The organism is Exiguobacterium sp. s21 (assembly GCF_018617975.1).
Taxonomy (GTDB): domain Bacteria; phylum Bacillota; class Bacilli; order Exiguobacteriales; family Exiguobacteriaceae; genus Exiguobacterium; species Exiguobacterium mexicanum_A.
Genome location: NZ_JACSLF010000012.1, coordinates 73,616 through 97,561 on the forward strand (window position 1 = coordinate 73,616; position 23,946 = coordinate 97,561).

Here is a 23,946-nt window from a genome sequence, read left to right on the forward strand (position 1 = left end):
TCGACAGCAAGTTGCTGTCGATTAAAGTGTATACGAATGCTCTTTGAAGTTACCGACGATCGAATCGATTTCGGAGACGGTGACGAACGCTTCTGAATCAATCTCTGAGACGATTTGACGCAGTTTTGGTATTTCGTTGTTCTGGATGACGACATACAACATCTTCTTCGAGTCGTTCGAGTAACCGCCGGTCGCGTCCATAATCGTGACGCCGCGTTTCAAGTTCTGCTTGATGACGAGGTTGATTTCATCGGCTTTCTTACAGATGATGAAACACTGCTTTTGCGCCGAGAAGAACCGGTGAATCGTCAACAACGTCCGCGACCGGACGAAACTGAGGACGAGCGCATACATGACCGCTTTAATGTCGAACGTGATGAACACGAGGATATAGACGATGATATCTTGTGTCAAAAAGATTTTCGGGAGTGATAAGTTCCGGTTGTTCGTATAAATGACTTTCCCGAGAATGTCGAGTCCTCCGGTCGAAGCGCCTGCGAATAACAGCAGGGCGAGCCCGAGGCCGGAAACGATCCCACTGAACACCGAGGCGACGAGCGGGTCATCGAGCGGGGTCGGCGGGATGAGCACGGGCAACGTATCGATCAAGATAGATGATAAGACGACGACGAGCCCGGTCATGAGAATGAACCGTTTCCCCAGATATTTAATCCCGACGATAAAGAGCGGGACATTCAACACGAGTTGCGTGAATCCGATCGGTGTGCCGAACAGCTCGTTGATGATCAAGGTGATCCCGACGATGCCCCCGGTCCCGATCTCGTTTGGTTTGAGCAATAAGCCGACAAAGATCGATTGTAGAATCGTTCCGGCGATGATGAACAAAGTCGTCTCGACGGCGATTCGTTTTCTTGATTTTGCGTACATAGATGATGGCTAGGCGCCATACGCCCCCTTTGAAATAAACTCACTCAAGCGTACTCCGATGGTGAAGGAATTTCAAGCGCCGAACGATTACAATTCGTTGTGGAAGCGGTCGATATCGCTTGCGAGCTGTTCATGCACGTAATCGATGACTTGAGCGTCATCGAATAAGCCGAGTGGGGCGTCGTCCGGAATCGCATCGAATGGGGATACGAAGTATAAGACGGCCGCAACGAGGGCATGTTGTTTGTCCGGTTGCATCTCGAACTGGTGATTATAGACGGCACGCAACATGTTGAGTAACTGTTTCATTTGGAAGTAGAGCGTCAGTTCTTCTTCTCGCTCGATATTGCTAATCTCGTTCGAAGCGACGTCGACCGTCACTTTAGCGAGAGCGAGTTCGCCTTGGACCAAGAGGTCACCTAATGTTTCATTGTCGGTATAGTCCTCGGTCGCGCTCGTTAAAAAGTGTGTGTACGTTGTTTTCCAATCTGACATGTATATTCCTCCTTCTGTCTTCATCTACTAATATGCCCGTTTATGCGATTTGGTTGCAACTTTTCCGAAAATTTAAGAAAATAGAAATAAGTGAAAAAGGAGGAACTGTACATATGTCTACTGTAACCATGCCGACTGAGGCAGAATTTGCCCGCTACGCTGAGCTTGCCGTCAAAAAAGGTGTCAACATTCAGCCGGGCCAACAGCTCGAAGTCCGAGCTGATATTAGCCAAGCACCGCTCGTCCGTCAAATCGTGAAAGCAGCTTACGCAGCTGGCGCGAAACAAGTATATGTCAACTGGAGCGACGAAGAGACGACGAAAGTCCGTTACTTCAACGCCCCGGCGGATGCTTTCAAAGAATACCCGGAATGGCTCAAGGCCCGCTTTGAGCAATTGGCCGAAGAGAAGACGGCGTTCCTATCGATCGTCAGCGACGACCCGGACGCACTGAACGGCGTTGAGTCGTCACGCATCGCGGACTCGAATCGTGCTGCCGGCGTGGCGCTCGCGAAATGGCGCAAATATGTCATGAGCGACAATGTCAGCTGGTCAATCGTTGCTGGCGCTTCGGAAGCATGGGCGAAGAAAGTCTTCCCAGACCGTGAAGACGCCGTACCAGCCCTTTGGAAAGCGATTTTCGAAGCGACGCGCATGGACCAACCGGATGTCGTCGCAGCGTGGGATACGCATGACGCATCGCTCCGTGAACGCGCGACGTTACTCACGAACAAGAAGTACACGAAGCTCCATTACAAAGCACCGGGCACGGAATTGACGATCGGCTTGCCGAAGAAGCACGTCTTCCTTGGCGGCGGCGGTCCGAACATCGACGGTGTCGATTTCATCGCCAACATGCCGACCGAAGAAGTGTTCACGCTCGCCGATAAAGATTCGGTCGAAGGACACGTGTCGAGCACGAAACCGCTCAGCTATAGCGGCAACTTGATCGATGGATTCACGCTCTGGTTCGAAGGCGGGAAAGTCGTGAAGGCGGAAGCGAAACAAGGCCAACAGGCACTCGATGAGTTGTTGAACCTCGATGAAGGGGCGCGTCGTATCGGAGAAGTCGCGCTCGTGCCGGACGACTCACCAATCTCGAACTCGGGTCTCCTTTTCTATAACACGTTGTTCGACGAAAACGCATCGTGTCACTTGGCGCTCGGACGCGCGTACTCGACATGTCTCGAAGGCGGACCGCAAATGTCAGCCGAAGAGCTCGCCGAGAACGGTGCGAACGACTCGATGACACATGTCGACTTCATGATCGGCTCGGCCGAGATGAACATCGACGGCGAACTCGAAGACGGTTCACGCGAAGCCATCATGCGTGACGGCAACTGGGTCATTTAATCAAGCAAGAGACGAATCCCTTTGTGGAATTCGTCTCTTTTTTATGTCAATTCATAGAGGAAGGCGAGGGCGTTCGGTAGCCGACGCCGCCACGCGATTTCATTGTGGACGGCACCGGGCTCGACTTCATAGCGGAAGGCGATCCCTGTTCGCGCGACCGTCTCGACGAGTTTCGCGTTCGTATAGAGGTAATCCTCGGGCGTGATCGGTCCGCTCGTCTCGTTCGTCCCGATGTCCATATAGAGACGCGCCGTCACATCGGCCTGCTTCACATCCCGAATGAGGGAGTCGAGATTGGCCCAAGCGGCTGTCGAGAGCGAGCCGACGCGCCGGATGGACGGATAGGCCGTCATCATATGGAGCGAGATGACCCCGCCCATCGAGCTGCCCATCACGCCGACGTCGTCCGGGTCGGTCGCGTAGCGTTCATCAATCCACGTCTTCAACTCTTGCATGAGCCAGTCGGCGTAAGCACGCCCTTTACCCCCGAGCGTAGGCCGTGTCTTGGCGAGTTCCGGTCCAATCCGCCGGTATAGCATCTCATCCTCATAAAACGAATACTCATCGTAGCGATCGAGCCAGTCCGGGGCACTCGCGATGGCGACGACCATGAGCGGCAATTGCAAGTCCTCGATGTGGCGGTCGATTGACCAACCTTCGCCGATCGTGGCGGTCTTGCCGTCGAACACGTTTTGACCGTCGTGCATATAGAGGACCGGGATCCGCTCGTCAGCCGAAACAAAGTCGGGACGATAGACACGGACGATTCGTTTCCGTCCGCGTGTCGTCTCGGTCGGTAACGTAAAGCTGAATTGCTCAAGCATATAAAGCGCTCCTTTCCCATCAACTGTCTCCATTTTGCCGGGTGGAACCGGGGAATGCAATCCGTACAATTGACTACCTACCGTTCGTTAGGTAAGGTAGTGAGAGAGAAAGGGGACGATCTGTGATGAATACGAAACAACGAATCGAACTGGCGGCACGACGCCGGTTTGCGCTTGAAGGATATGAAGGCTTGTCGCTCGCCTCGCTTGCTGAGGATGTCGGCATCAAAAAGGCGTCGCTATACGCCCATATCGAAGGGAAAGAACAACTGTTCAAGCAAGTCGTCGAGGACATGGGGAACCGTTATGCACACATCTGGCAGGAGGCACGGGACGCTTCCGTTGACGCTGCGCCGCTCGAGCGGATCGAGGCGATCGTCGAGGCGTTGATTCGCTTCTTTGAAGAAGAGGAGACGTGGATGCTGACGAAGCGGATGTTGCTCGTCCCACCGCCCGAGTTGCGATCATTCATCGAGACGACGCTCGGTTCGGTCGAGACGGAACTGCAAGCGTTCGAGAAAGAACAGTTTCGATTGGCGATGGAGCAAGGCGCCTTACCCGAACAGTCACTCGAGGACGTGTATGACGCGTACTATTGTTTTCTAGATGGGGCGCTTCTTTCGCTCTTCACGCTTGAGACGAATCGCGTCAAACGGCAACGGGCCGCATTCACGATTTTCAAGAAAGGAGTCGGTTGGACATGAAACAAGATCAACTAGCCTGGGTTTGGCTCGTGCTCGCCGGTCTGCTCGAAATCGTTTGGGCGACGACGATGAAGCTGTCGAACGGGTTCACGGTGCTCGGTCCGAGCGTGATGACGATTCTATTATTGATTGTGAGTTTTGGATTGTTGGCGATGTCGTTCCGCACCTTACCGGCCGGGACGGGGTACGCCGTCTTTACCGGCATCGGAGCCGTCGGAACGGTCATCGTCGGGGCGCTCTTGTTCGACGAGGCGCTCACCGGGATGAAGCTCGTCTTTATCATCACGCTTCTGATCGGTGTGGTCGGACTGAAACAAGTGACGGGAGGTGAGTCGGCATGAGTTGGGTATTTTTGATTGGTGCGGGTCTTGCTGAGATGATGGCCGTCTTTTGGATGGGTAAATCAAAAGGCTATCAGATTGTTAAATGGTCGATCTTGTCGGTCGGAACGTTTGCCTTAAGCTTTTATTTGTTGTCGCGTTCGCTCGAGACGCTCCCGCTCGGATTGGCGTATTCGATTTGGGTCGGGATTGGGGCGGCCGGCGGGGTCGTGCTCGGCATGCTGTACTTGAACGAATCCCGGGACCGGTGGCGTATCTTCTTCTTATTGCTTATTATCGGAAGCGTCATCGGATTGAAAGTTGTCGCGTGAGCAGGATTAGCTTCGAATAAAAACGGGAATTGAATAGTTCAGACTGTGAACGAAAGGGGCGGGGACGATGAGTCATATCAAACTGCAATCCGAGCGTCTACGACTCGAACCTTACACGATTGCTGATTTTTATTTCGTGAAATCGCTACTCCAAGATCCGCGGGTCATGCGCTTCATTAGCCCGGATGGAAAGCCGTATACGGATGAACAGACAATTGAATGGTTCGAGCGCCAGTTGGCCCGTTATCAGACGGGTCGTCAAACCGGATTGCTCAAATTGATGTCGCATGAAAATGACGAGCCGATTGGTCATGCCGGCACGTTGCTCCATGAACTCGACGGCACGATTGAACTTGAAGTCGGATATTGGTTGGCGCCGAAGCATTGGCATATGGGCTACGGACGCGAGGCAGCGGCTCGCCTTATGCGTCATGCGTTCGAAAAAGGTGAGAAAGAGATCATTTCCTTGATTCATCCGGATAACGTCCCATCGCAACGGGTCGCGAAAGCGAACGGACTGCATTGGGATCGGGATACCGAATATCAAGGCATGCTCGTCTCGGTATATGCCGGTGATTTAGAGCGGTTATGCCGCCATACGAAACGGGAAGAAATGACGCGTTGAAAAAAAGTAAAAAAGTTTAAAAAAACAGTTGCCAAGGCATTAGTTTCTTGATATATTAATAGTGTCCTTAAGCGAGGACACGACCTGATTCTGTAGCTCAGCTGGGAGAGCGCTACCTTGACAGGGTAGAGGTCGCTGGTTCGAGCCCAGTCAGAATCACTTGGGTGCCAAACCCGATGCGAAACCCATAGGAACGTGGGTTTCCGCGACGCCACTTCTTGCGAGAAGTGGCTTTTTTTTGTTTTTCTTTCAATTGACAGTCTACATAAACAGTTGGTATATTCCTCTCAATACATACAGAAACGGGGAATATTACAATGGTCTTAACCGGAACAATCGTCAACGCGGCATTGATCGTGATTGGCACATTACTTGGACTTTTATTTCACCGCATCCCCGAACGAATGAAAGAGACGGTCACCGCAGCCATCGGTCTCGCCGTCGTCTTGCTGGGGATTCAAATGGGGATGAAGAGTGAAAACTTTTTAATCGTCATCGGCAGTCTCGTCATCGGGGCGGCGCTCGGTGAATGGTGGAAGCTTGATGAGAAGTTGAACGAGGTCGGCTATCAATTGGAACGCCGACTCGGCGGTAAGAGCAAGTCGAGTATCGCCGAAGGCTTCATCACGGCGACGCTCATCTTCGTCATCGGGGCGATGGCCGTCATCGGCGCACTCGACAGTGGATTGCGCGGGGACCATGATGTCCTCTATACAAAAGGATTGATTGATGGCTTCACGGCACTCGTCCTTAGCTCGACGCTAGGGATTGGGGTCATGTTCTCGGCCGTCCCGGTTCTCTTATACCAAGGAGCAATCGCCTTGCTCGCCATCCAAATCATGAAGTTTATCCCGGAATCGCTCATGGATGACTTTATTTTAGAAATGACAGCGACCGGCGGCGTTATGATCGTCGCGATCGGTTTAAATTTGGTCGGCATCACTCGGATTCGCGTCGCGAATCTATTGCCGGGGATTTTGATGGTCGCCGTCATCGTCTCGATTTTACATATCGTCCAATAAAAAAAGTCCGAGAGACGCGATGCGTTTGATATGCTCCCCAATAGGTAGACAGATGAAATAACAAATCTGTTTATTCTATTGAGGAGTGTTTTTTTATGGCGAGAAGTCGGCATTCAATCGAACAAAAACTGAGTGCACTACGAATGATGGAAGAAGGAACATATACGTGGAAGGAAATCGAGGAGGCTCATCACGTCTCTGAGCATACCCTCCGGGTGTGGAAAGTAAAATTTGAGACCGGCGGAATCGACGCCTTGAAGGAGTCGAGGATATGGAAACTGTACACAAAGGAACAGAAAATAGCGGCCGTACGTGACTATCTCGACGGGGTCACCATGGTGGAAGTCCTCTCCAGACATCAAATCAGTAGTCGTTCGGTTCTATATCGGTGGATCAAGAAGTATACTAGTCATAGCGAGTTAACAGATTCGAGAAAAGGGATGGATCGAGCTATGACAAAAGGGAGAAAGACCACATTCGAGGAACGCATGGAGATCGTCAGGTATTGCCTGGACAATGGACGGAACTATCAACGGACGGCCGAGATATTCGCCGTGTCGTACCACCAGGTCTACGGCTGGACGAAAAAATATGACGCCGACGGCGTGCACGGGCTCGAGGACCGGCGCGGACGGACGAAGCAAGAAGAGGAACTGACCAACGAAGAGAAGCTCGAACGTCGCATCCAACAGATCGAGCGGGAGAACGAGCGCCTGCGGGCCGAGAACCTGTTCCTAAAAAAGTTAGAGGAGATCGAGAGGAGAGGTTGATCAGCCAAATCCGGCTACAATTACGTTACATGGCGATCGAGGAAATGTCGACGACCGACACGTTCCCGGTCGTGCTCCTGTGTGAAATCGCGCAGGTCTCACGGGCCGCCTACTATAAATGGTTGAAGCGTACCGTCTCGGTACGCGAGGAGGAGAACTTGGGCTTACTTGAGGACATCCGTCTCCTCTATGACCAGGTGAACGGGACCTACGGCTATCGACGGCTCACCATGACAATCAACCGCAGACGACGTCAACATGGCCTGCCGGCATACAATGAGAAGCGGATCTATCGTCTCATGCGCATCCATGAGATCCGTTCGGTCATCCGCCAGAAACGAAAACGGTACAAAAAGTCGTCCCCGCAACATGTGGCGGAGAACCTGATGAACCGGGAATTCCGTGCGTCCCGACCGGACGAGAAATGGTGCACCGACGTCACTGAGTTCAAATATGGTGCCGGGAAGAAGGCGTATCTGAGCGCGATCATCGACCTGTATGACGGCTCGATCGTCGCCTATCGCATCGGGAAATCCAACAACAACGCGCTCGTCTTCCAGACGATGATCCCAGCCATCGTGGGGCTCCGTTCAGGAGCGAGTCCGATGATCCATAGCGACCGAGGGTTCCAATATACCTCGAGAGGGTTCAAACGCATGGTAGAAGACGCGGGGCTGACCCACAGCATGTCCCGGGTCGGACGTTGTCTCGACAACGCCCCGATCGAGGGTTTTTGGGGTACCCTGAAAGTCGAGATGTACTACCTGCGTGAGTTCCAGGCCTACAGCGAACTCACATCGGCCATCGAGACCTACATATCGTTCTACAACCATGATCGTCTCCAGAAACGACTGAACGGCTTGAGCCCTGTCGAATACAGGACTCAAGCCGCCTAGGCTGGTTTTCATTATTTGCCCTGTCTACTTGACGGGGAGCAGTTCACGTTTCTCGGACTTTTTTCAATTCTTCGGTTGTTCGACTTCTTCTCTCGCACTTTCGCGAAGGGCAGAAGCCATGACGTCTGCTAAATCGCGCGAGCGAAGCACACCGACACCGCGGTCGGTCGGACCGTCTGGCGCGGCCACGTCCGCAATCAAGTCGTTCGTCGGGCGTGTCTCGTGAAGCAACAGTTCAGCCGATCCTTTCATCGCCTGGGCGACGATTTGGCGGGCCGTCGTTTCGTCAAATCCTGCTTCCGTCAAGACCGGTGTCATCGACCCGACAATCTCGTAAAAGAAAGCGGGGCTGCAACCGGCGGCGGCCATAAAGGCCGACATCGTCTTCGCATCAGTCACAGCTGTACGACCAACACGCTCAAACAAAGCCGTCGCGGTCTCGCGGACCGTATCATCGGTCTCGGATCCGAACCAGAGCCCGGTCATCCCGTTTTGATAAGCCACTGGCGTATTCGGCATCGCGCAGACGGCAGGGAGACCTGACGCCTCTTCAATTTCGCTCGGTTCAATATGAGCCGCTACGGAGACGAGGAGCGGTGTGATCCACGTCTTCGAGCTTACATATGGAAGCACTCCGTCCGGTTGCATCGCAAGGACGACAATGTCATACGCGTTGACATCCTCTTCGTCGACGATTTGCACGCCGAGCTCAGTGTGAAGTTCTGTAAGACGTGTCCGGTCACTCCGGTTCGTCATCGTGATTTGTTCAGGAGACAGACCTGAGGCTAACCATCCGCGGACGAGTGACTCGCTCATCGATCCTGCTCCTACCATTAAAATATTCATAATCGTCACCTCTTCATATAGATTCGGTCGTGTACATGTTGCCTATCATAACAAATGATGCGTCAAATAGCGCCTCTCGTGCTCAAATTGTAAAACAAAGGAAAAACGTGACACCGTCTTGTCACTGGATTGTCGCAGACGTCACGGATGACAAGTCGGACCGGTCGAGCTATCATGGCAGTAATCAATCAGGAGGCGATGAAACGTGAAACGAGTGTTAGTCCGGGGGATTCAAGGGTATCAACGCTTCATTTCTCCGTTGAAACCACCGACGTGTCGGTTTTATCCGAGTTGTTCGCATTATGGGATCGAGGCGATCGAGAAACATGGTGCACTCAAAGGTGGTTATTTGACGACGCGCCGGCTCATGCGTTGCCAACCGTTCCATTCGGGCGGGCTCGACTACGTGCCGGACGAGTTTGATTGGAAGGCGCCGTTACAACGTGAAAAACCCCCATCTCAGCGAGACGTCTAATCGACGGCTCGCTGTTTTAGATACAGCCTCTCCTTCTCTGACTTGTTTTATCACAATACTTTTGACAATCTTCTAAGTATTCTGAAAAAATAGAGATATACTCATTACATACGGGAAAAGGGGAATACAACATGGGTCAAACGTTCAGTGAACTCATCGGTACGATTTCAAACTTTGTGTGGGGACCACCATTATTGTTTTTGCTTGTGGGGACAGGCCTCTACTTGACGGTACGTCTCGGGGGAATTCAAATCACGAAGTTGCCTTACGCACTGAAGCTCGCATTCTCTAAAAATCAGGACAAGTCATCGAAAGGGGACATCAGTCACTTCCAAGCACTCATGACCGCGCTCGCGGCTACGGTCGGTACGGGGAATATCGTTGGGGTCGCGACGGCCGTCGTGCTCGGTGGGCCAGGCGCGATCGTCTGGATGTGGGTATCCGGTTTCTTCGGAATGGCGACCAAATACGCGGAAGCCGTGCTCGCGGTCAAATATCGGGTCACTGATGAGCGGGGACAAATGGCTGGGGGACCAATGTATTACTTGGAGCGCGGCTTGAAACAGCGCTGGCTCGCTGTCGCCTTCGCGGGATTCGCTTCCCTCGCGGCGTTTGGGATTGGAAACGGGGTACAGACGAATTCGGTGGCGATGGCACTCCAAACGACGTTTGATGTGCCGCTTTACGTATCCGGCATCTTGATCATGATCTTCACGGGTGCGGTCATCTTAGGTGGTGTCAAATCGATTGGACGCGTCGTCAGTTACTTCGTACCGGTCATGATCGTCTTTTATCTCGGCAGTGGATTATTGATTATGATTATGAACTATACGCTCATTCCAGATGCGATTTCACTCATCTTCAGCAGCACGTTAAGCGCCGAGGCAATTGGTGGAGGAGCGATCGGTGCGGCGATTCGTTACGGGGTGGCCCGCGGCGTCTTCTCGAACGAGGCTGGTCTTGGATCGGCCCCAATCGCGGCGGCGGCGGCCAAGACGGATATGCCAGGACGTCAGGCACTCGTCTCGATGACGCAAGTGTTCCTCGATACGCTCATCGTCTGTTCGGTCACAGGGATCACGCTCGTCATGGGCGGACAAATCGGGTCGGGGCTCGAAGGGGTCGCGTTGACGACGGCGACGTTCGAGCAATTTTTAGGGCCGGCTGGCGGATATATCGTGACAATCGGCCTCGTTATGTTCGCCTATTCGACGGTGCTCGGATGGTCGTATTATGGAGAACGTTCGATTCACTACTTGTTCGGCCAGAAATCGATTATTCCGTATCGCATCGCCTTCGTCCTCGTGGCCGGACTCGGCGCGATGACGACGAACCTTAACTTGGTCTGGGCACTTTCCGATGTGTTTAACGGTTTGATGGCCATCCCGAACTTGATTGGTCTGCTGTTCTTGTCGGGTGTCGTGATCGCCGAGACGAAACGGTTCAATCAGCAACTCGAGCTCGAAAATCGAAATCGAAAAGCATCTTAACGAAACACGCCACCGTCTTCAAGGAGACGGTGGCGTGTTTCGTTTGCGGACCTCTTCGAGTCGCGCTTGCTGGAGGTGGTCAAAGACTTTGGTGATGAAGCCGACCATGATGCCGACACCAGTAATGACGTAGCCGATCGTGAACACTTTACCGAGATCGGTCGTCGGGACGAAATCCCCATAGCCGATCGTCGTGAGCGTGACGACGCTGAAATACAAGGCGTCAAGCCAACGCATGTCCTCGAACCGTGAATAAAATAGTGTCCCCGAGACGATGGTCAGAAGGGCGAGACTGAACAACACTTGAAACTCAGCGTCTTTCAGACCGCGCCAGATTCCGCGAAACATGCGACGAAATGTCAAAATAAATGAGAGCATTCGCCCGCCTCCTTTCTTTATAGGTTTGTTCGCTAAGAACAGGGGAACATCCTCTATAGAAAAGTTGGAAAGGATGATACATCATGACACGACAGATCCCGAAAGAACAAGGGCTCGACCATAGCTTGGCATTCCTCCGGGAGGGCTACTTGTATGTCCCGAACCGCAGAAAAAGCTTTCAGTCAAACCTATTCGAAACGCGTTTGCTTGGGGAGCGAGCAATCTGTCTCGGTGGTGCCGAGGCAGCCGCTTTATTTTATGACGCGGACAAATTCGTTCGGCAAGACGCGGCACCGAAGCGGTTGCTGAAGACGTTGTTCGGGGAGGACGGGGTGCAGACGTTGGACGGTGCGGCGCATGCACATCGAAAAAAGATGTTCATGTCGCTCATGTTCCCAGGAAATATCGAGCGACTGACGAGACTTGTCAGCCGTGAATGGGAACGAGCGCTCGATGCGACCGAAGACGAAACAGTGCTCTATGATATGGCGCAAGAAGTCCTCATGCGGGCCGTTTGTGAATGGGCTGGGGTCCCGCTCGGTGAGCATGAAGTGAAACAGCGGACGGACGAGATGCGGTTGTTGTTCGAATCGGGAACGGCCCTTGGACCAAAGCACATACGTGGACGAGCGGCCCGGTCGTCGGCCGAGTCTTGGGTTCGGAAGATGGTCGAGGAAGTGCGGACGAACCGGTTGCTTCCGAACGAACAGACAGCACTGTATGAATTTTCATGGCATCGTGATGAGGCCGGGGAATTGCTTCCGGCTGATGTCGTGGCGGTCGAGGTGATCAATATTATACGACCGACCGTGGCGGTGTCGATTTACGTCTTGTTCACTGTGCTCGCGTTGCATCAGTTTCCGGAGGCTCGTGCCCGGTTGGCCTACGGCGAGACGGATTCGACATGGTTCGTCCAAGAAGTCCGGCGCTTTTATCCGTTCTTCCCGGTGACGGCTGCGCGCGTCAAACAGGACTTCGAATGGGATGGGTTTGCGTTCGAGCAAGGGACGCTCGTCTTGCTCGACTTGTATGGGACGAACCACGACCCAGCGCATTGGACCGAACCCGAACAGTTCAATCCAGACCGGTTCAAAGGTTGGACCGAGAGCCCGTTCACGTTCATCCCTCAAGGTGGCGGGGATGTGGATTTTGGGCATCGCTGCGCCGGGGAACATGTGACGATCGCCATCATGCGTGAAACGATCGACGTGTTCTTGAACCGCTATCGCTATGAGGTACCATCTCAAGACCTTAGTTATAGTTTTGTGGACTTACCGAGTTTGCCGAAAAGCGGGCTCGTGTTGAAACGGGTTGAACGCAAATGAGTCGCCGAGAGGCGACTCATTTTGTGTGCAAGGCTAACCGTTTCGTGATCGGTTGGATTGTGATGTTCGTGTCGACCATACGGTTATCCCGTTTCGGTTCGTCGGTTCGTTCGATTTGCCATGATGTGTCATGCAACTCTTTCAAGCCGAGTGCGATGTCATAGAGGGAATGGCTCGGGTTGCCGTTCAATTGATACAGTCCCGGCCCACGTTTCGTCAAAATCTCGAACAAGGCGTCCGCCGTATCTTCTAAAAACGAGCAGGACGGGTACCAGTGTGCGCTCGCGACGATTACACCTTTTCGCTTCATCTCGGTCTCGAAATAATCCATCATATTGTTCGAACCGGGACCGTCCCCGATTTGCCAACCGAGGCGGACGATTTGGGCACCAGGATTAGTCCGGGCGATGGTTTCTTCACACGCCCGTTTATAGGCACCATATTCATCTGTTGCATCGGGCGGTGTGTCCGGGGTGATTGGTCCCGTCACACTGTCGGAGAAGACGGAGACGGTGCTCGTGAAGAGGAAGGGGATTTTATATTCCCCGCATAGGCGTGCGAGCGTATCGGCCCATTCGGCGGCGCCCATGCCGATATGAAGAAAATAAGTCGGGCGGACCGATTCGATAAAGGCTCGCATCTCAGCCTCGTCAGATGTGGACACTTTCGTGCGGTCCCACGCGACCGGCTCGATGCCGTGCCGCTTTAATGTACGGGCGACGACAGGGGCGACCGTCCCGTTCATGCCTGTCAAAATTGCTTTCATTACTTATTCCTCCCTTCTGTTTGTATCATCCCACACTTCACTGTCCGACAAACCCTTTGAAAGAAGCTTTGTGCTAGACTGATGGATGGAGGCGATAAAGATGAATATTCGAAAAGCGACACCGGATGACAGCACGCAAATCGCACCGCTCGTTTACGCGGCGATTCACGAAATTGCGTATTCGTTGACCGGTACGTCAGACCAACAACAAGTACTCGAACGACTCTCGATGTGGATTGGTCAGCCCGGAAACCGCTTGAGCTATGAAAACGTTTGGGTGGCGGAAAACGAGACAGTGATGGCGGGCATTCTGATTGCCTACCATGGGGAACGGGCATCGCAGTTGGATGAACCGATCAAGGCGTGGCTCCGGACCCAAGGGCAACCGGACACGTTAGACGTCGAAACGTCAGGGGATGTGCTCTATATCGATTCGGTCGCTGTCGACTCGTCGTTCGGCGGCCGTGGGATCGGGACGAAACTGATTCAACAAGCGATTGACCATGCCCGTGAGACAGGCATCCCACAAGTCACGCTCAACGTTGACCAGACGAATCCGGCAGCCGGGCGGTTATATGAACGGCTCGGTTTCAAAAAAGTGAAAGAAATCGATATCTCCGGAGGACGGTTTGATTATATGGCGCTCGCGCTTTGACTGAACCGTCAATCGGTCAATTATCAGTCTTAAAACCGATGCAAAATGATTGCGACTCGGCTATACTAAGTGCTTGAAATGAATCAGTAGTGAAAAAGGAGATCATGTATGGAATGGAAAAATATCCTGCGCGGCATCGCGATGGGGACGAGTGACTTGATTCCCGGTGTCAGTGGTGGGACGATTGCAGTTATTTTAGGAATTTATGACCGGTTGATTGAAGCGATCAGTGGGATTTTCAGTCGACATTGGAAACAGCATATCTTGTTCTTGATTCCGCTCGGGATCGGGATGGCGGGTGCGATTTTAGGTCTTAGCCGCGTGATCGAATTTTTGTTGCTTGAATATTACGAGCCGACCCAGTTCTTTTTCATCGGGTTGATCCTCGGGATAATCCCGTTGCTCCTGTTTGAATTTCGATCACGTGCGGTCATGCGTCCGGTACATATCGTCGCCATGGTGATCGGGGCCATTCTTGTGGCGAGCATGGCTATCATTAAACCGGCAGATACGGCCATCATTACAGAACTTTCCACAAGCACGGCGATCCTGTTGTTCTTCTCAGGATGGCTCGGAAGTATGGCCATGTTGTTACCAGGGATTAGCGGCTCGTTCGTCTTGCTTCTCATCGGGGTCTATCCAACCGTCATCAGTGCGTTATCGAACTTGAATATTCTCATCATCGGTATCGTCGGTCTTGGGGTGGCGGTCGGTTTCATCGTCAGCAGTAAAGTGATCCGCTATTTGCTCGGCCATTTTCCAGGCATGACGTTTTCCGTCATTTTAGGCCTCGTCATCGGCTCGCTCGCGGTCGTATTCCCGGGTCTCCCGGACACGACGCTCATGTGGGTGCTCAGTATCCTCTCATTTGGGGCAGGCTTTATGATCGTCCGTCTGCTCGGACGCTTCTCTGTATAAAAAACATGCACGACCGTCATCGATTGACGGCGTGCATGTTTTTGGTTTATTCAGCGATTGTTGCTCAATAGATGAACGGGATCAATCTTTTACGCGATTTGGCCCACGTTCGATACGCGCCCCCGAAATGAGAGGTCAGCATCTTCTCTTCGATGTGAATTCGCCATAACAGCGCTAAACCAATCGAGAATGTGCCGAATAAGGCGATGCCCCAATGCGTGAAGTAAAGTGAAAACCCGAGTGTGATAAACAAGAGCCCTGTGTAGAGCGGGTGACGTAAATAGCGATACGGCCCCGAACTGACGAGTTCATCCTCGGGACGGACGACGACGTGACGGGTGAACTGATGGCGCAACTGCCCGATGCCCCAATAGCGGAGCGACACTCCGGCTACGTAGCAACCGAGTCCGAGCAGACGTTGGGGAAGCGTTTGACGTACATCTGTCCAGACGGATAATCCGATGGAAACCGCGAACACGATGACCATGATCAATGAAACAATGTAAAAACTGGCGTGCTCACTGGCGCCGTCGGTCGGCTCGGACCGATTTCGGTAACGCCAAATTTCATATAGCCAAGCGACTGAGATGAGAATGAAGAACCCGTCTAACCAATCCATAGCGTGCCTCCTTTCTCAGTATCTTCCACTCAATACCCGCGTCTTCCTCCCCAAAAACGCACGCTGAATGAAAAAACGTCTCGCAATGTGCGGGACGTTAAGTAGTGCTCAGCCGATTAATGCGCGTTGGCAAGCAGTGCTGCGGCGACCTGTTTGTCGTGTTTCACTTCGTTTGTCTCTTCTTTGATCAAGTGATACGTGAGACACATCGGCTTCTCGGTCCGCGGGTCGCGACCGATGATGGCATCGATGTGGAATACTTGTCTGAGGACGAGCGGACAGATGACTTCTTCGGCCGTTCCTGTCGCGAGTACTTCGCCGTCTTTCATCGCGACGATGTGATCGGCAAAGCGAGCGGCCTGATTCAAGTCGTGGAGGACCATGACGATGGTTCGTCCTTGGTCTCGATTGAGCGTCTCGAGCAGTTCGAGTACTTCGAGCTGATGGGCCAAGTCGAGATACGTCGTCGGTTCATCCAAGAAAATCAAATCGGTCTCTTGGGCGAGCGCCATCGCAATCCATACACGCTGACGTTGTCCGCCTGAGAGGGCATCGACGCTGCGGTCTTTATAGGCGAGCGTCCCGGTCACGTCAAGCGCCCAATCAATCACTTCATGATCATGTTTCGAAAGGCGGCCAAATCCGGATTGATAAGGGAACCGGCCGTAGGAGACGAGTTCTCCAACCGTCAATCCGCCGGCACCTTCTGGCGTTTGCGGCAGGATCGCCATTTTTCGGGCGATCTCTTTCGTGTTACATTTGGCGATGTCGGCTCCGTCCAAATGGACTGAACCGTTAGACGGAGAAAGAATCCGGGTCATCGCCTTCAAGAGCGTCGATTTTCCACAGCCGTTCGGTCCGATGATCGTCGTGATTTTATGGTCGGGAATCGACAAGCTCAATTGTTTTACAATCGTCTTGTCGCCATATCCGACCTCGATATCTGTCGTATGTATCCGTGACATGATGGATTCCCCTTTCCGTAGATGACGCCCGTGATAATGATTCTCAATATCGAATATACTATAGCAAGTGCCACACATCGTGTCAATGTTTGTTTGATGTCAAAATAGATTGTCGACAGACGTGTTTCAAGGTATAGTGAATGAGAATGAGAATCAATGGCGCTGGAGTTTCAAGGAAGGGTGAGGGCGATGAGCGAACAAGATGTATATGATGTAACGATTATTGGGGGCGGACCAGCCGGACTATATGCGACGTTTTATAGTGGGCTTCGTGGCATGAAGACGAAATTGATTGAGTTTCAACCACATCTCGGCGGCAAAATCCATGTCTATCCAGAGAAGATGATTTGGGACGTGGGCGGGGTCACACCGACGACCGGTGCTCGCCTTATCGAACAATTGGTGGAACAAGGCTTGACGTTTGATCCGACCGTCGTGCTCGGAGAGAAAGTCGAATCGATGACGAAGGACAACCAAGGCCATTTCGTACTCGATACGACACATGGACAGCATGTTTCCAAGACGGTCATCGTCGCGACAGGAAGCGGCATCCTACAACCACAGAAAATCGACATCAGCGGGGCAGAGCGCTTCGAGGTCTCGAATTTACACTATACGGTCAAATCGCTCATGGCGTTCAAAGGAAAGACAGTGTTGATCTCAGGGGGCGGCAACAGTGCCATCGACTGGGCCAATGAGCTCGAACCGATTGCTGAGCGCGTCATTTTAACGTACCGGAAAGAAGCGCTCAAGGGACATGAGTCACAAGTCGATAAATTGCTTTGTGGCCGTGTCGACTGTCGGTTGCATACGCAAATCGAAGACCTCATCTCTCGGGATGGGACGACGATTCATGCGGTTTCGCTCGTCGATTGCGGGACGGGGGAACGTGATCTCGTAGAAGTCGACGAAGTCGTCATCAACCATGGGTACGAGCAGGATACGGCGCTGCTCGGTGATTGCGAGTTACAAGTCGAGATGGTGGATGGTTTTTACGTGAAAGGCAATGCGAGCAGCGAGTCATCGGTGCCAGGTTTATATGCAGCGGGCGATATCTTAACGCATGAAGGGAAAGTCCATCTGATTGCCGGTGCTTTCCAAGATGCGGCCAATGCCGTCAACCGTGCAAAGACGTTCATCGATCCGGACGCCACGAAAGCGGCGATGGTGTCCTCGCACAACGAACGGTTGAAGACAAAAAACCGTGATATCATCGAGCAGGCATTACAAAAGCAGTGAGGGGCTCCCTCACTGCTTGTTTGTTGTCGGATAGTCGCACAGTTCGACGATGACGCCGCCCGAATGACGTGGGTCCATATAGATGAGACGTCGGCCTTTTGCCGTCGTCCGCAACGTGTCCTCTAAAAAGGAAATGCCGTCTCGTTTGAGCGACTCGATCGATTGAGTTAAGTCATCAACCCGGTAGGCGATATGGTGGACGCCTTTGCCTCGTGCTTTCATGAAGCGGGCGATTGGACTCGTTGGGCTCGTCGGCAACAACAGTTCAATCACATCGTCACCGACGTGGATGACGGCGATTTCCGTCTCGACGCCGACCGCTGTGTTTGTGTAGCGATCGACGAGCTTCCCTTGTAGGACGGTCGTGTAAAATGAAATCGCTTCGTCTAAATCACGGACAGCGATTCCGGTATGGTCAATGTGCATCTTGATCCCTCCTCACACTCTAGTTTGACGAAACTTGAACAAAATGTCACTTCACAACGTTTTGTCGGAATCCGATATACTGAAAGAGGGAGGGACGGCGAAATGAACGGAAAGATCACTCTTGGATTGATCAGCGCGTTCGCGCTGGTGTCATTTGTGTTTGGACTCTCACTTGCGACGTTTGTCGATTATCGGATCAATGAAGAACAAGTCGTCCTGGAACGATTGACGACACATAAAAAAATTGGTCCTGCTGAAATCTTGTCGACGGAAGTGGACTTTCATTTGAACGGTTCCAATTATGCCCTGCGTTTTACAGACGAGCCACATATCACCTATTGGTTCAGCGTGGCGGACCGCGAGATCCAATTCGATCGAATCGAATCGTTGGATCGGCGCGATACAGGACTTAGAACCGATCTTTTTGAACAGATGCCACCGCTCGCGATGGAATCGACAAACGCTGCCGAATGAAAACACGAAACGAACGAGTCCGATGAAGGACCCAGAACGTTTCGTGTTTTTTTACTGTTTACTGTACAGAAGGATAAGGGACCAATTCTTTTAAAAATGTATGAGTGCTGACAGATGTTTGGGTGGCTTTTTGTTTTAGCAGGGCGTCTCGCAAGCTTGGTTGGAGCGATGTCACGGTGACCTTGACGTCTTGAATCTTTTTTAACTTTATGAAAGATGATTGTTGGAGGAACGAGAGACCTTCTCGGGTCGTGAATGAGTCGCACGTCATGTGGAGCTCATGAATATGCAAGCGCGAGAACTCGATTCGGCTATACATCGTGCCCACGACAGCACCGTTCCGTCTCAATGAATGGAACGCACCTTGATTTCGATGACATTCGTCGATGGTTCTAGCCGAAACCGGTAAGGCGCCTGGCAAAAGACGGGCGTACTGATTGCGGGTCGATGACCATAACGCATACGTTTCCGGATGCTCAAGGCAGAGTTGCCATTGCGCGTATGTCTCTTTTTGGAACGGTAGTACAGGTAAATCATAAACGGTCGACTCAAGATGAGGTGTGAACCCGATGGCGGTGAACGAATCGAGTCGTTGAAGTGCCTTTGCGTTTTGGACATTTAAAGAGACCATCGTTTTTTGTCCGATATGCGGATGGAATTGATACAAGACGCGATCGATCAACCCACGCAATGCCGCGAAGTTTGTATAGGCTGCATCAGTCATGCGAATCTGTTGGGTGGTGGGGAGGTCACGATAATCTACGGTGATGGCGGCCATGAGCTCATTTCCTAGCCAACCGGTATACAACGAGCACTGTGGTGGAAAGCTGAACAGATTCGGGACGTGCTGAGGGGGATAAAGATTGTGGAGCAATGGTCGAAGATGGGGTGGAAGTTCACGACTTTCTTTGATGGTAAAGGTCTGCTTCATCCGAGCGGTCCTACTTTCTATATAAAATGAGATACCCTTAAATTGTAAGCGTTACCACATATAAATGCTCGTATTAAATTGATGAACATTTATTGGGAAATCAAGGGCGTATTTGTTTCAAAAAACACCCAAAAATCTTTCCGATTTGACGTGGAAATGGCTCAAGGACGAGACTCTATCTGGCTAAGACATACATAAAGAGGTTTGATGGCGGAGGATGAAACAGGGTGTGATATTTGTTAAAACGTAGAACAATCCAATTCATGTTAAATGAAAAAGACATGCTATACTGATGGGTAAGAAACGAGTCAAGGAGACGACTATGCGATACGTAATAAGTTTTTGGTTATTAGCAGTAGTGTTGATGGGTATACCGCATACGGCGCAGGCGGAAACGAATCCGATCGTTGTCCATGAGAACGTCATCGTTGACGAAGCGGTAGAACTATATGAAGGGTTTCGCTCCCCGAACGAGATGGTGTTCATTTTTGTATTGATTGTATTATTATCCGTGATTGGGCTAGGGATTATCAATGCGATTGAATAACGTGAAAACGTTCACAAAAATGCAATATCTGAATCGGAAGCGGTTTCAAATCTGATTTATACTAAACGTGTAGGAAGGAAGTTCTGCACCAACTTCCCCTCCTTTTCAGATGAACACCCCTCGTTCATATCATGTTTTGGAGTCAACCGACGCTGTCGATTGACTCCCTTTTTTGTATGATTAAAATTGGATTCGTTTTTCTTTGGCGAGTCGTCGCAATCGTTTCGTTTCATTCGCATGGCCACGACTTTCGAGCATATTCACATATACTTTGAACGGTTCTGAACGATGGGAGAAGAAAGGGATATATTCGGCGAACAACTTTTGTTCGGCTTCTGATAAATGGCCGCGCTCCACGAGTAATTCCAGCTCAAGCATCTTTAAGGCTTGATAATCGGCAAGGGCGTTCTCGTCTGTGTGGGCTTTGGCTAATGTGCGGTCGCACAACGTGGTCAAACGTTCACGGAGCAAATTCCATTCGGACGAGTTATAAGATTGATCGAGGAGTGTCGAGAGCAGGTCGACCCGAGTCGAGTCAACATCTTTTGGGACATGGAGTGCGGTGTATAAGGAACGATCGATCCAAACGGCGGTCGTGGGGGCATCAAGTTGATAATACTGAATCAGTTGGGATAACATCGTGGTTTGAGACAATTTTAACAACCGGAAAGGATCGCTCGTTGTGAAGAGCGGTTCTTCTCCCGCTGAAGACGACAGCAACAAAAACATTTCTTCGTACATCGTCCGGGCCTCGGGCTCGTCATCCGCGTAATAGGCTAAATCGCGAATGATTTTTTTCGCATGAATGTACCAATTTTTTTGGTCACGTTCACTCATCACTTGGTTCGGTACTACATATAAGTGATCATAAGCCAATTCGACAAAACGTTCAGCGAGGACGATGGTTTGTGAGAGCGAATGACGTTCGTCTGACGATTTTTGTTCTTTATATCGTGTGAACTGGCTGACCATAAAGTCGATGTCTTTCTCTTCAATCACGGTTTTAGGGATGTTTCGATACATCTCGACAATCACATCGCGAAGCGTGGCTTCGCCGTACTGTTCTAGCAACATCCGTAACTTCCCGATACGCATTAGCTCTCCCTCCTTTCAAGAGGACGTCGAACAAAGTAACTGTCCGCAGATGGGCAGACACCAATTATTATTCCTTTCCCGCTTTCGATTCAAAACAACCCTTCCGTCTCATGCTTGAGACGGATTTTTACGTTAACCGTTGTCAGAAAAACGTTTGTCGATGATAATGTAGAAAAATCTAACCATAATTGAGGTATTGCATATGAATGACGATCAACACTTATCACGTGTCGAACGCAGAAAGCGTGAGCTCGAACGGGAACGGTTGAGTGAAGAGGCTCAGCTAAACGAACAAGCTCGACACGAAACGATAGATCATCAAACAAACGAAGAGAACCCGGAAAGATGGGAGACGGGCCGGCAAGCAGAGACGACACAAGGCGAGCATCCGTTTCTAAACCGAGCGCATGAACAGTCGTCTGAACCAAAAAAGAAAGCGCGCGACGTCCGGAAACCGAAAGCGAAGTTAACTCTTCCGTTCGGCACGAAACGTAAATCAAAGCCACGTCGAGAAGAACGACGGGAACCGAGACGCCAAACACGTGAACCGGAACGAACTCACGTCAAACATGAGGCGACCGCACCGAAAGACAAACCGCGCCGCCGGAAGTGGAAAGGGAAGCTATTGCTTGTCATGTTGCTCCTCCTCATCGGAGTCGGCTATATGGCAACGCGTCCTGTCACGTTTTTAGTGATGGGAAGTGACGCCCGCGTCGGAGAATCATTATCTGGATCACGGACGGACTCTTTACAGTTGATGGAATTTGTACCACGTTCACGCACTGTTCAAAACGTCTCGATTCCGCGGGACACGTATACAGCGATTCCTTGCGAACCAGAACGAGAAGGCGATAAAATCACCCATGCGTTCGCCTATGGCGGTGCGGATTGTACGGTCGGGGCGGTAGAGGGACTGACGGAAACCTCGGTCGACGGTCAAGTCGTGATCACGTTTGAAACGTTTATGGAATTGATTGACCTCGTCGGCGGCGTCAACGTCACAGCGACCCACTCGTTCAGCGAGAAAGGCTTCAATCAAACGTATGAGTACACAGAAGGAGTGTCTTACGCCATGGACGGGGACATGGCGCTCGCCTACGCCCGTCACCGGAAGACAGACACGGACGGTGCCCGCTCGAACCGTCAAACCGAAGTCATGTCGGCCGTCGCCGATAAATTGGCCAGTCCGACGGGGTGGACGAAAATCCCGGCGACGTATCGTTTCATGAAAGACGAGATGGGACTCGAAATGAATCCGTTGCAGATGGCATCGATCGGAATGACGATGGTATTACAGCCGCAGGTGGATAAACTTCAAATCGAAGGAGAAGACGCCTACATCGATAACGTCTATTACTATCAACCGACCGAAGCGAGTGTTCAAGCCATTCGTGACGCCCTCGACTTGACGATGTGGGGAACGGTGAGATAATTTCGCGAAAAGGGTTTGATTCCGTTCCGAAAGAGGAAATTTAATCAAATGAACTACTCTTTTGAGGAGGGAAATTTGAATGAAAGTTTTAGTCATTGGAGCAACAGGAAAGATCGGTAGACGTGTATTGAAAAGTTTAGCGAAATCGCATCAAGTGACCGCTTTAATTCGTTATCCTGAACTACAGGCAGAGTATGAAAAGATGGGTGCGCGCGTGCTCACCGTCGACGTCGAGAAAGAATTGGATAAAGGGATTCACGAGGCGACATCGGGACAAGATGCCGTCATCATCGCGGCGACGGCAGGGGCAGATGGATCAAGCAAGGAAATCGAACTGCTGGACCGCAACGTCGCGATGAAAGCGATTGACGCTGCTAAAAAAGAACGTGTCCGTCACGTCGTCTTGCTCAGTGCATACGGCGCGGATCAACCGGACGCGGCACCGAAAGAACATTTCAACTTCTTGTCTGCCAATAACGCGGCCGATGAGTATATCGAACATAGCGGTTTAAACTACACGATCATTTGCCCAGTGACAATTGTAGATGGGCCAGGGAAAGGCTCGATTGAGGCATCGGAAGACTTGAGTGATGCGAATGGTGCGACGATTTCTGAAACGGACGTCGCGACGATCATCACCGCTTCGCTCGATAATCGTGGGTTGTATGGCCGTCGGATCGAAGTGAAATCCGGCAGTACCCCAATCAATGAAGCACTCGATTTTGACAGTCGTGGAGAAGTGGCGACTGGAGGCAGAACGACGCTTCGTCGACCACAACGCTAACGAAAATCTGGAGGAGAAGGTGTCCTGATGGAACGAAAATTGTATAAAGATCCGTCTGATCAAATGATTGCCGGTGTCTGTTCGGGACTAGGGAAATACCTCGGGGTCGATGTCACGTTAATGCGCATCATCTTCGTCGTCCTCGCTTTGTTCGGGGGTCCTGGTCTATTGATTTATATCGTCCTGGCCATCGTCATGAAAAAACCGCCGTCAGAGTATGAGGCGGAGCAAGAAAATCGCTTTTAACAAAACGAGCTGACCGCATTAAACTGTACCCTGAGTAGTAGACACTAAAAAAAAGTCTACTGCTCAGGGTTTTTGTGTACACTGGACTAAATCATATTGGGAGTGAA

The 23,946-nt window shown here is 51.6% G+C and carries 29 protein-coding genes and 1 tRNA gene; 19 read left to right on the forward strand and 11 right to left on the reverse strand.

Translation table 11 applies throughout. From position 1 onward, the window contains the following. Positions 1-21 precede the first annotated feature (21 nt). Together KNP06_RS12735 and KNP06_RS12740 are read right to left on the reverse strand one after the other, a co-directional pair. Positions 22-888, reverse strand: a complete 867-nt coding sequence (locus KNP06_RS12735; RefSeq protein WP_214764247.1) for a YitT family protein — start codon at positions 886-888, stop codon at positions 22-24. An 87-nt stretch (positions 889-975) separates the two neighbouring features. Next, positions 976-1,383 (reverse strand): YkvA family protein, encoded by a 408-nt coding sequence (locus KNP06_RS12740; protein ID WP_034781220.1) that lies wholly within the window; start codon positions 1,381-1,383, stop codon positions 976-978. Between the two features lie 113 nt (positions 1,384-1,496). Here KNP06_RS12740 and KNP06_RS12745 point away from each other — a divergent pair, with 113 nt between their 5' ends. Next, complete coding sequence (locus tag KNP06_RS12745; RefSeq protein ID WP_200860057.1) at positions 1,497-2,735, forward strand: aminopeptidase; 1,239 nt, start codon at positions 1,497-1,499, stop codon at positions 2,733-2,735. A gap of 41 nt (positions 2,736-2,776) precedes the next feature. Here the strand turns inward: KNP06_RS12745 and KNP06_RS12750 are convergent, their stop codons facing one another. Then, positions 2,777-3,559 (reverse strand): alpha/beta hydrolase, encoded by a 783-nt coding sequence (locus tag KNP06_RS12750; RefSeq protein ID WP_214789260.1) that lies wholly within the window; start codon positions 3,557-3,559, stop codon positions 2,777-2,779. Between the two features lie 125 nt (positions 3,560-3,684). Here KNP06_RS12750 and KNP06_RS12755 point away from each other — a divergent pair, with 125 nt between their 5' ends. The 7 genes from KNP06_RS12755 to KNP06_RS12785 all read left to right on the forward strand — a co-directional run bounded on the left by KNP06_RS12755 (position 3,685) and on the right by KNP06_RS12785 (position 8,228). Continuing rightward, positions 3,685-4,263: a TetR/AcrR family transcriptional regulator gene (locus KNP06_RS12755; RefSeq protein WP_214708893.1), complete on the forward strand. Its 579-nt coding sequence runs from the start codon at positions 3,685-3,687 to the stop codon at positions 4,261-4,263. Next, the gene (locus KNP06_RS12760) at positions 4,260-4,604 is read left to right on the forward strand and encodes a DMT family transporter (protein ID WP_167491846.1); all 345 of its coding nucleotides are present in this window, start codon (positions 4,260-4,262) and stop codon (positions 4,602-4,604) included. The genes KNP06_RS12755 and KNP06_RS12760 overlap by 4 nt, the downstream gene beginning before the upstream one ends. Beyond that, entirely contained in the window at positions 4,601-4,915 is a 315-nt protein-coding gene (locus KNP06_RS12765; protein ID WP_021065258.1) for a DMT family transporter, read from the forward strand. Before KNP06_RS12760 ends, KNP06_RS12765 begins: the two co-directional genes overlap by 4 nt. A 67-nt stretch (positions 4,916-4,982) precedes the next feature. Next, positions 4,983-5,540 carry a GNAT family N-acetyltransferase gene (locus KNP06_RS12770; RefSeq protein WP_214789262.1) on the forward strand — a complete coding sequence of 186 codons (558 nt, stop codon included), beginning with the start codon at positions 4,983-4,985 and terminating at the stop codon, positions 5,538-5,540. Between the two features lie 86 nt (positions 5,541-5,626). Continuing rightward, positions 5,627-5,699: transfer RNA gene (locus KNP06_RS12775), tRNA-Val, on the forward strand. A gap of 158 nt (positions 5,700-5,857) precedes the next feature. Next, the gene (locus KNP06_RS12780; protein ID WP_138859977.1) at positions 5,858-6,562 is read left to right on the forward strand and encodes a DUF554 domain-containing protein; all 705 of its coding nucleotides are present in this window, start codon (positions 5,858-5,860) and stop codon (positions 6,560-6,562) included. Between the two features lie 95 nt (positions 6,563-6,657). Then, positions 6,658-8,228 (forward strand): IS3 family transposase gene (locus tag KNP06_RS12785; protein ID WP_214789264.1). Its coding sequence is split into 2 segments (ribosomal slippage): positions 6,658-7,297 and positions 7,297-8,228, totalling 1,572 coding nucleotides; the frame shifts between segments, so codons are not numbered across the junction. Between the two features lie 63 nt (positions 8,229-8,291). On the opposite strand, the gene KNP06_RS12790 is transcribed toward KNP06_RS12785, so the two are convergent. Then, positions 8,292-9,074, reverse strand: coding sequence for a pyrroline-5-carboxylate reductase family protein (locus KNP06_RS12790; RefSeq protein ID WP_214789266.1), 783 nt, complete (start codon positions 9,072-9,074; stop codon positions 8,292-8,294). Positions 9,075-9,279: 205 nt separating this feature from the next. Between KNP06_RS12790 and yidD the strand changes: the two genes are divergently transcribed. Next, positions 9,280-9,549, forward strand: coding sequence for a membrane protein insertion efficiency factor YidD (gene yidD, locus KNP06_RS12795; protein ID WP_034781204.1), 270 nt, complete (start codon positions 9,280-9,282; stop codon positions 9,547-9,549). Between the two features lie 131 nt (positions 9,550-9,680). After that, positions 9,681-11,039, forward strand: a complete 1,359-nt coding sequence (locus KNP06_RS12800; RefSeq protein ID WP_214789268.1) for an alanine/glycine:cation symporter family protein — start codon at positions 9,681-9,683, stop codon at positions 11,037-11,039. Positions 11,040-11,057: 18 nt separating this feature from the next. Here KNP06_RS12800 and KNP06_RS12805 read toward each other — a convergent pair whose 3' ends face one another. Further along, a complete protein-coding gene (locus tag KNP06_RS12805; protein WP_034781199.1) occupies positions 11,058-11,417 on the reverse strand; it encodes a potassium channel family protein in 360 nt (119 codons plus the stop codon). A gap of 83 nt (positions 11,418-11,500) precedes the next feature. On the opposite strand from KNP06_RS12805, the gene cypC reads away from it, so the two are divergent. After that, a complete protein-coding gene (gene cypC, locus KNP06_RS12810) occupies positions 11,501-12,742 on the forward strand; it encodes a CYP152 family fatty-acid peroxygenase CypC (RefSeq protein WP_214789270.1) in 1,242 nt (413 codons plus the stop codon). A 16-nt stretch (positions 12,743-12,758) separates the two neighbouring features. On the opposite strand, the gene KNP06_RS12815 is transcribed toward cypC, so the two are convergent. Then, positions 12,759-13,508: a sugar nucleotide-binding protein gene (locus tag KNP06_RS12815; RefSeq protein WP_214789272.1), complete on the reverse strand. Its 750-nt coding sequence runs from the start codon at positions 13,506-13,508 to the stop codon at positions 12,759-12,761. 100 nt (positions 13,509-13,608) lie between these two features. Between KNP06_RS12815 and KNP06_RS12820 the strand changes: the two genes are divergently transcribed. Both KNP06_RS12820 and KNP06_RS12825 read left to right on the forward strand, forming a co-directional pair. Then, positions 13,609-14,163, forward strand: coding sequence for a GNAT family N-acetyltransferase (locus KNP06_RS12820; protein WP_034781193.1), 555 nt, complete (start codon positions 13,609-13,611; stop codon positions 14,161-14,163). Positions 14,164-14,271: 108 nt separating this feature from the next. Beyond that, the gene (locus KNP06_RS12825; protein ID WP_214712213.1) at positions 14,272-15,081 is read left to right on the forward strand and encodes a DUF368 domain-containing protein; all 810 of its coding nucleotides are present in this window, start codon (positions 14,272-14,274) and stop codon (positions 15,079-15,081) included. Positions 15,082-15,145: 64 nt separating this feature from the next. Here the strand turns inward: KNP06_RS12825 and KNP06_RS12830 are convergent, their stop codons facing one another. After that, positions 15,146-15,700, reverse strand: coding sequence for a methyltransferase family protein (locus KNP06_RS12830; RefSeq protein ID WP_214789274.1), 555 nt, complete (start codon positions 15,698-15,700; stop codon positions 15,146-15,148). Positions 15,701-15,816: 116 nt separating this feature from the next. Further along, on the reverse strand, positions 15,817-16,665 hold the full coding sequence (locus KNP06_RS12835) for an ABC transporter ATP-binding protein (RefSeq protein WP_034781188.1): 849 nt from the start codon (positions 16,663-16,665) through the stop codon (positions 15,817-15,819). 189 nt (positions 16,666-16,854) lie between these two features. On the opposite strand from KNP06_RS12835, the gene KNP06_RS12840 reads away from it, so the two are divergent. Further along, the gene (locus KNP06_RS12840) at positions 16,855-17,904 is read left to right on the forward strand and encodes an NAD(P)/FAD-dependent oxidoreductase (protein ID WP_034781187.1); all 1,050 of its coding nucleotides are present in this window, start codon (positions 16,855-16,857) and stop codon (positions 17,902-17,904) included. A 9-nt stretch (positions 17,905-17,913) separates the two neighbouring features. On the opposite strand, the gene KNP06_RS12845 is transcribed toward KNP06_RS12840, so the two are convergent. Further along, on the reverse strand, positions 17,914-18,330 hold the full coding sequence (locus KNP06_RS12845) for a VOC family protein (protein ID WP_138859966.1): 417 nt from the start codon (positions 18,328-18,330) through the stop codon (positions 17,914-17,916). Between the two features lie 102 nt (positions 18,331-18,432). Between KNP06_RS12845 and KNP06_RS12850 the strand changes: the two genes are divergently transcribed. Continuing rightward, on the forward strand, positions 18,433-18,804 hold the full coding sequence (locus tag KNP06_RS12850; protein WP_034781184.1) for a hypothetical protein: 372 nt from the start codon (positions 18,433-18,435) through the stop codon (positions 18,802-18,804). A 58-nt stretch (positions 18,805-18,862) separates the two neighbouring features. On the opposite strand, the gene KNP06_RS12855 is transcribed toward KNP06_RS12850, so the two are convergent. Further along, on the reverse strand, positions 18,863-19,735 hold the full coding sequence (locus KNP06_RS12855) for a hypothetical protein (protein WP_214708911.1): 873 nt from the start codon (positions 19,733-19,735) through the stop codon (positions 18,863-18,865). Positions 19,736-20,057: 322 nt separating this feature from the next. Between KNP06_RS12855 and KNP06_RS12860 the strand changes: the two genes are divergently transcribed. Further along, a complete protein-coding gene (locus KNP06_RS12860; RefSeq protein WP_034781182.1) occupies positions 20,058-20,282 on the forward strand; it encodes a hypothetical protein in 225 nt (74 codons plus the stop codon). 180 nt (positions 20,283-20,462) lie between these two features. On the opposite strand, the gene KNP06_RS12865 is transcribed toward KNP06_RS12860, so the two are convergent. After that, positions 20,463-21,377 (reverse strand): hypothetical protein, encoded by a 915-nt coding sequence (locus KNP06_RS12865; protein ID WP_034781180.1) that lies wholly within the window; start codon positions 21,375-21,377, stop codon positions 20,463-20,465. Between the two features lie 202 nt (positions 21,378-21,579). On the opposite strand from KNP06_RS12865, the gene KNP06_RS12870 reads away from it, so the two are divergent. The 3 genes from KNP06_RS12870 to KNP06_RS12880 all read left to right on the forward strand — a co-directional run bounded on the left by KNP06_RS12870 (position 21,580) and on the right by KNP06_RS12880 (position 23,839). Next, positions 21,580-22,809 carry an LCP family protein gene (locus KNP06_RS12870; protein WP_214789276.1) on the forward strand — a complete coding sequence of 410 codons (1,230 nt, stop codon included), beginning with the start codon at positions 21,580-21,582 and terminating at the stop codon, positions 22,807-22,809. A 79-nt stretch (positions 22,810-22,888) separates the two neighbouring features. Next, positions 22,889-23,593, forward strand: a complete 705-nt coding sequence (locus tag KNP06_RS12875; RefSeq protein ID WP_034781176.1) for an SDR family oxidoreductase — start codon at positions 22,889-22,891, stop codon at positions 23,591-23,593. 27 nt (positions 23,594-23,620) lie between these two features. After that, on the forward strand, positions 23,621-23,839 hold the full coding sequence (locus KNP06_RS12880; protein ID WP_034781174.1) for a PspC domain-containing protein: 219 nt from the start codon (positions 23,621-23,623) through the stop codon (positions 23,837-23,839). Positions 23,840-23,946: the final 107 nt, after the last annotated feature.

Bases quoted from the DNA above. Each gene is read 5' to 3' on its own strand.
- KNP06_RS12830 (WP_214789274.1), bottom strand. From the start codon at position 15,700: ATGGATTGGTTAGACGGGTTCTTCATTCTCATCTCAGTCGCTTGGCTA.
- KNP06_RS12835 (WP_034781188.1), bottom strand. From the start codon at position 16,665: ATGTCACGGATACATACGACAGATATCGAGGTCGGATATGGCGACAAG.
- KNP06_RS12850 (WP_034781184.1), top strand. From the start codon at position 18,433: ATGAACGGAAAGATCACTCTTGGATTGATCAGCGCGTTCGCGCTGGTG.
- KNP06_RS12745 (WP_200860057.1), top strand. From the start codon at position 1,497: ATGTCTACTGTAACCATGCCGACTGAGGCAGAATTTGCCCGCTACGCT.
- KNP06_RS12770 (WP_214789262.1), top strand. From the start codon at position 4,983: ATGAGTCATATCAAACTGCAATCCGAGCGTCTACGACTCGAACCTTAC.
- KNP06_RS12855 (WP_214708911.1), bottom strand. From the start codon at position 19,735: ATGAAGCAGACCTTTACCATCAAAGAAAGTCGTGAACTTCCACCCCAT.
- cypC (WP_214789270.1), top strand. From the start codon at position 11,501: ATGACACGACAGATCCCGAAAGAACAAGGGCTCGACCATAGCTTGGCA.
- KNP06_RS12880 (WP_034781174.1), top strand. From the start codon at position 23,621: ATGGAACGAAAATTGTATAAAGATCCGTCTGATCAAATGATTGCCGGT.
- KNP06_RS12865 (WP_034781180.1), bottom strand. From the start codon at position 21,377: ATGCGTATCGGGAAGTTACGGATGTTGCTAGAACAGTACGGCGAAGCC.
- KNP06_RS12780 (WP_138859977.1), top strand. From the start codon at position 5,858: ATGGTCTTAACCGGAACAATCGTCAACGCGGCATTGATCGTGATTGGC.
- KNP06_RS12735 (WP_214764247.1), bottom strand. From the start codon at position 888: ATGTACGCAAAATCAAGAAAACGAATCGCCGTCGAGACGACTTTGTTC.
- KNP06_RS12750 (WP_214789260.1), bottom strand. From the start codon at position 3,559: ATGCTTGAGCAATTCAGCTTTACGTTACCGACCGAGACGACACGCGGA.
- KNP06_RS12740 (WP_034781220.1), bottom strand. From the start codon at position 1,383: ATGTCAGATTGGAAAACAACGTACACACACTTTTTAACGAGCGCGACC.
- KNP06_RS12790 (WP_214789266.1), bottom strand. From the start codon at position 9,074: ATGAATATTTTAATGGTAGGAGCAGGATCGATGAGCGAGTCACTCGTC.
- KNP06_RS12825 (WP_214712213.1), top strand. From the start codon at position 14,272: ATGGAATGGAAAAATATCCTGCGCGGCATCGCGATGGGGACGAGTGAC.
- KNP06_RS12860 (WP_034781182.1), top strand. From the start codon at position 20,058: ATGCGATACGTAATAAGTTTTTGGTTATTAGCAGTAGTGTTGATGGGT.
- KNP06_RS12815 (WP_214789272.1), bottom strand. From the start codon at position 13,508: ATGAAAGCAATTTTGACAGGCATGAACGGGACGGTCGCCCCTGTCGTC.
- KNP06_RS12760 (WP_167491846.1), top strand. From the start codon at position 4,260: ATGAAACAAGATCAACTAGCCTGGGTTTGGCTCGTGCTCGCCGGTCTG.
- KNP06_RS12840 (WP_034781187.1), top strand. From the start codon at position 16,855: ATGAGCGAACAAGATGTATATGATGTAACGATTATTGGGGGCGGACCA.
- KNP06_RS12805 (WP_034781199.1), bottom strand. From the start codon at position 11,417: ATGCTCTCATTTATTTTGACATTTCGTCGCATGTTTCGCGGAATCTGG.
- KNP06_RS12765 (WP_021065258.1), top strand. From the start codon at position 4,601: ATGAGTTGGGTATTTTTGATTGGTGCGGGTCTTGCTGAGATGATGGCC.
- KNP06_RS12875 (WP_034781176.1), top strand. From the start codon at position 22,889: ATGAAAGTTTTAGTCATTGGAGCAACAGGAAAGATCGGTAGACGTGTA.
- KNP06_RS12845 (WP_138859966.1), bottom strand. From the start codon at position 18,330: ATGCACATTGACCATACCGGAATCGCTGTCCGTGATTTAGACGAAGCG.
- KNP06_RS12800 (WP_214789268.1), top strand. From the start codon at position 9,681: ATGGGTCAAACGTTCAGTGAACTCATCGGTACGATTTCAAACTTTGTG.
- KNP06_RS12755 (WP_214708893.1), top strand. From the start codon at position 3,685: ATGAATACGAAACAACGAATCGAACTGGCGGCACGACGCCGGTTTGCG.
- KNP06_RS12820 (WP_034781193.1), top strand. From the start codon at position 13,609: ATGAATATTCGAAAAGCGACACCGGATGACAGCACGCAAATCGCACCG.
- KNP06_RS12870 (WP_214789276.1), top strand. From the start codon at position 21,580: ATGAATGACGATCAACACTTATCACGTGTCGAACGCAGAAAGCGTGAG.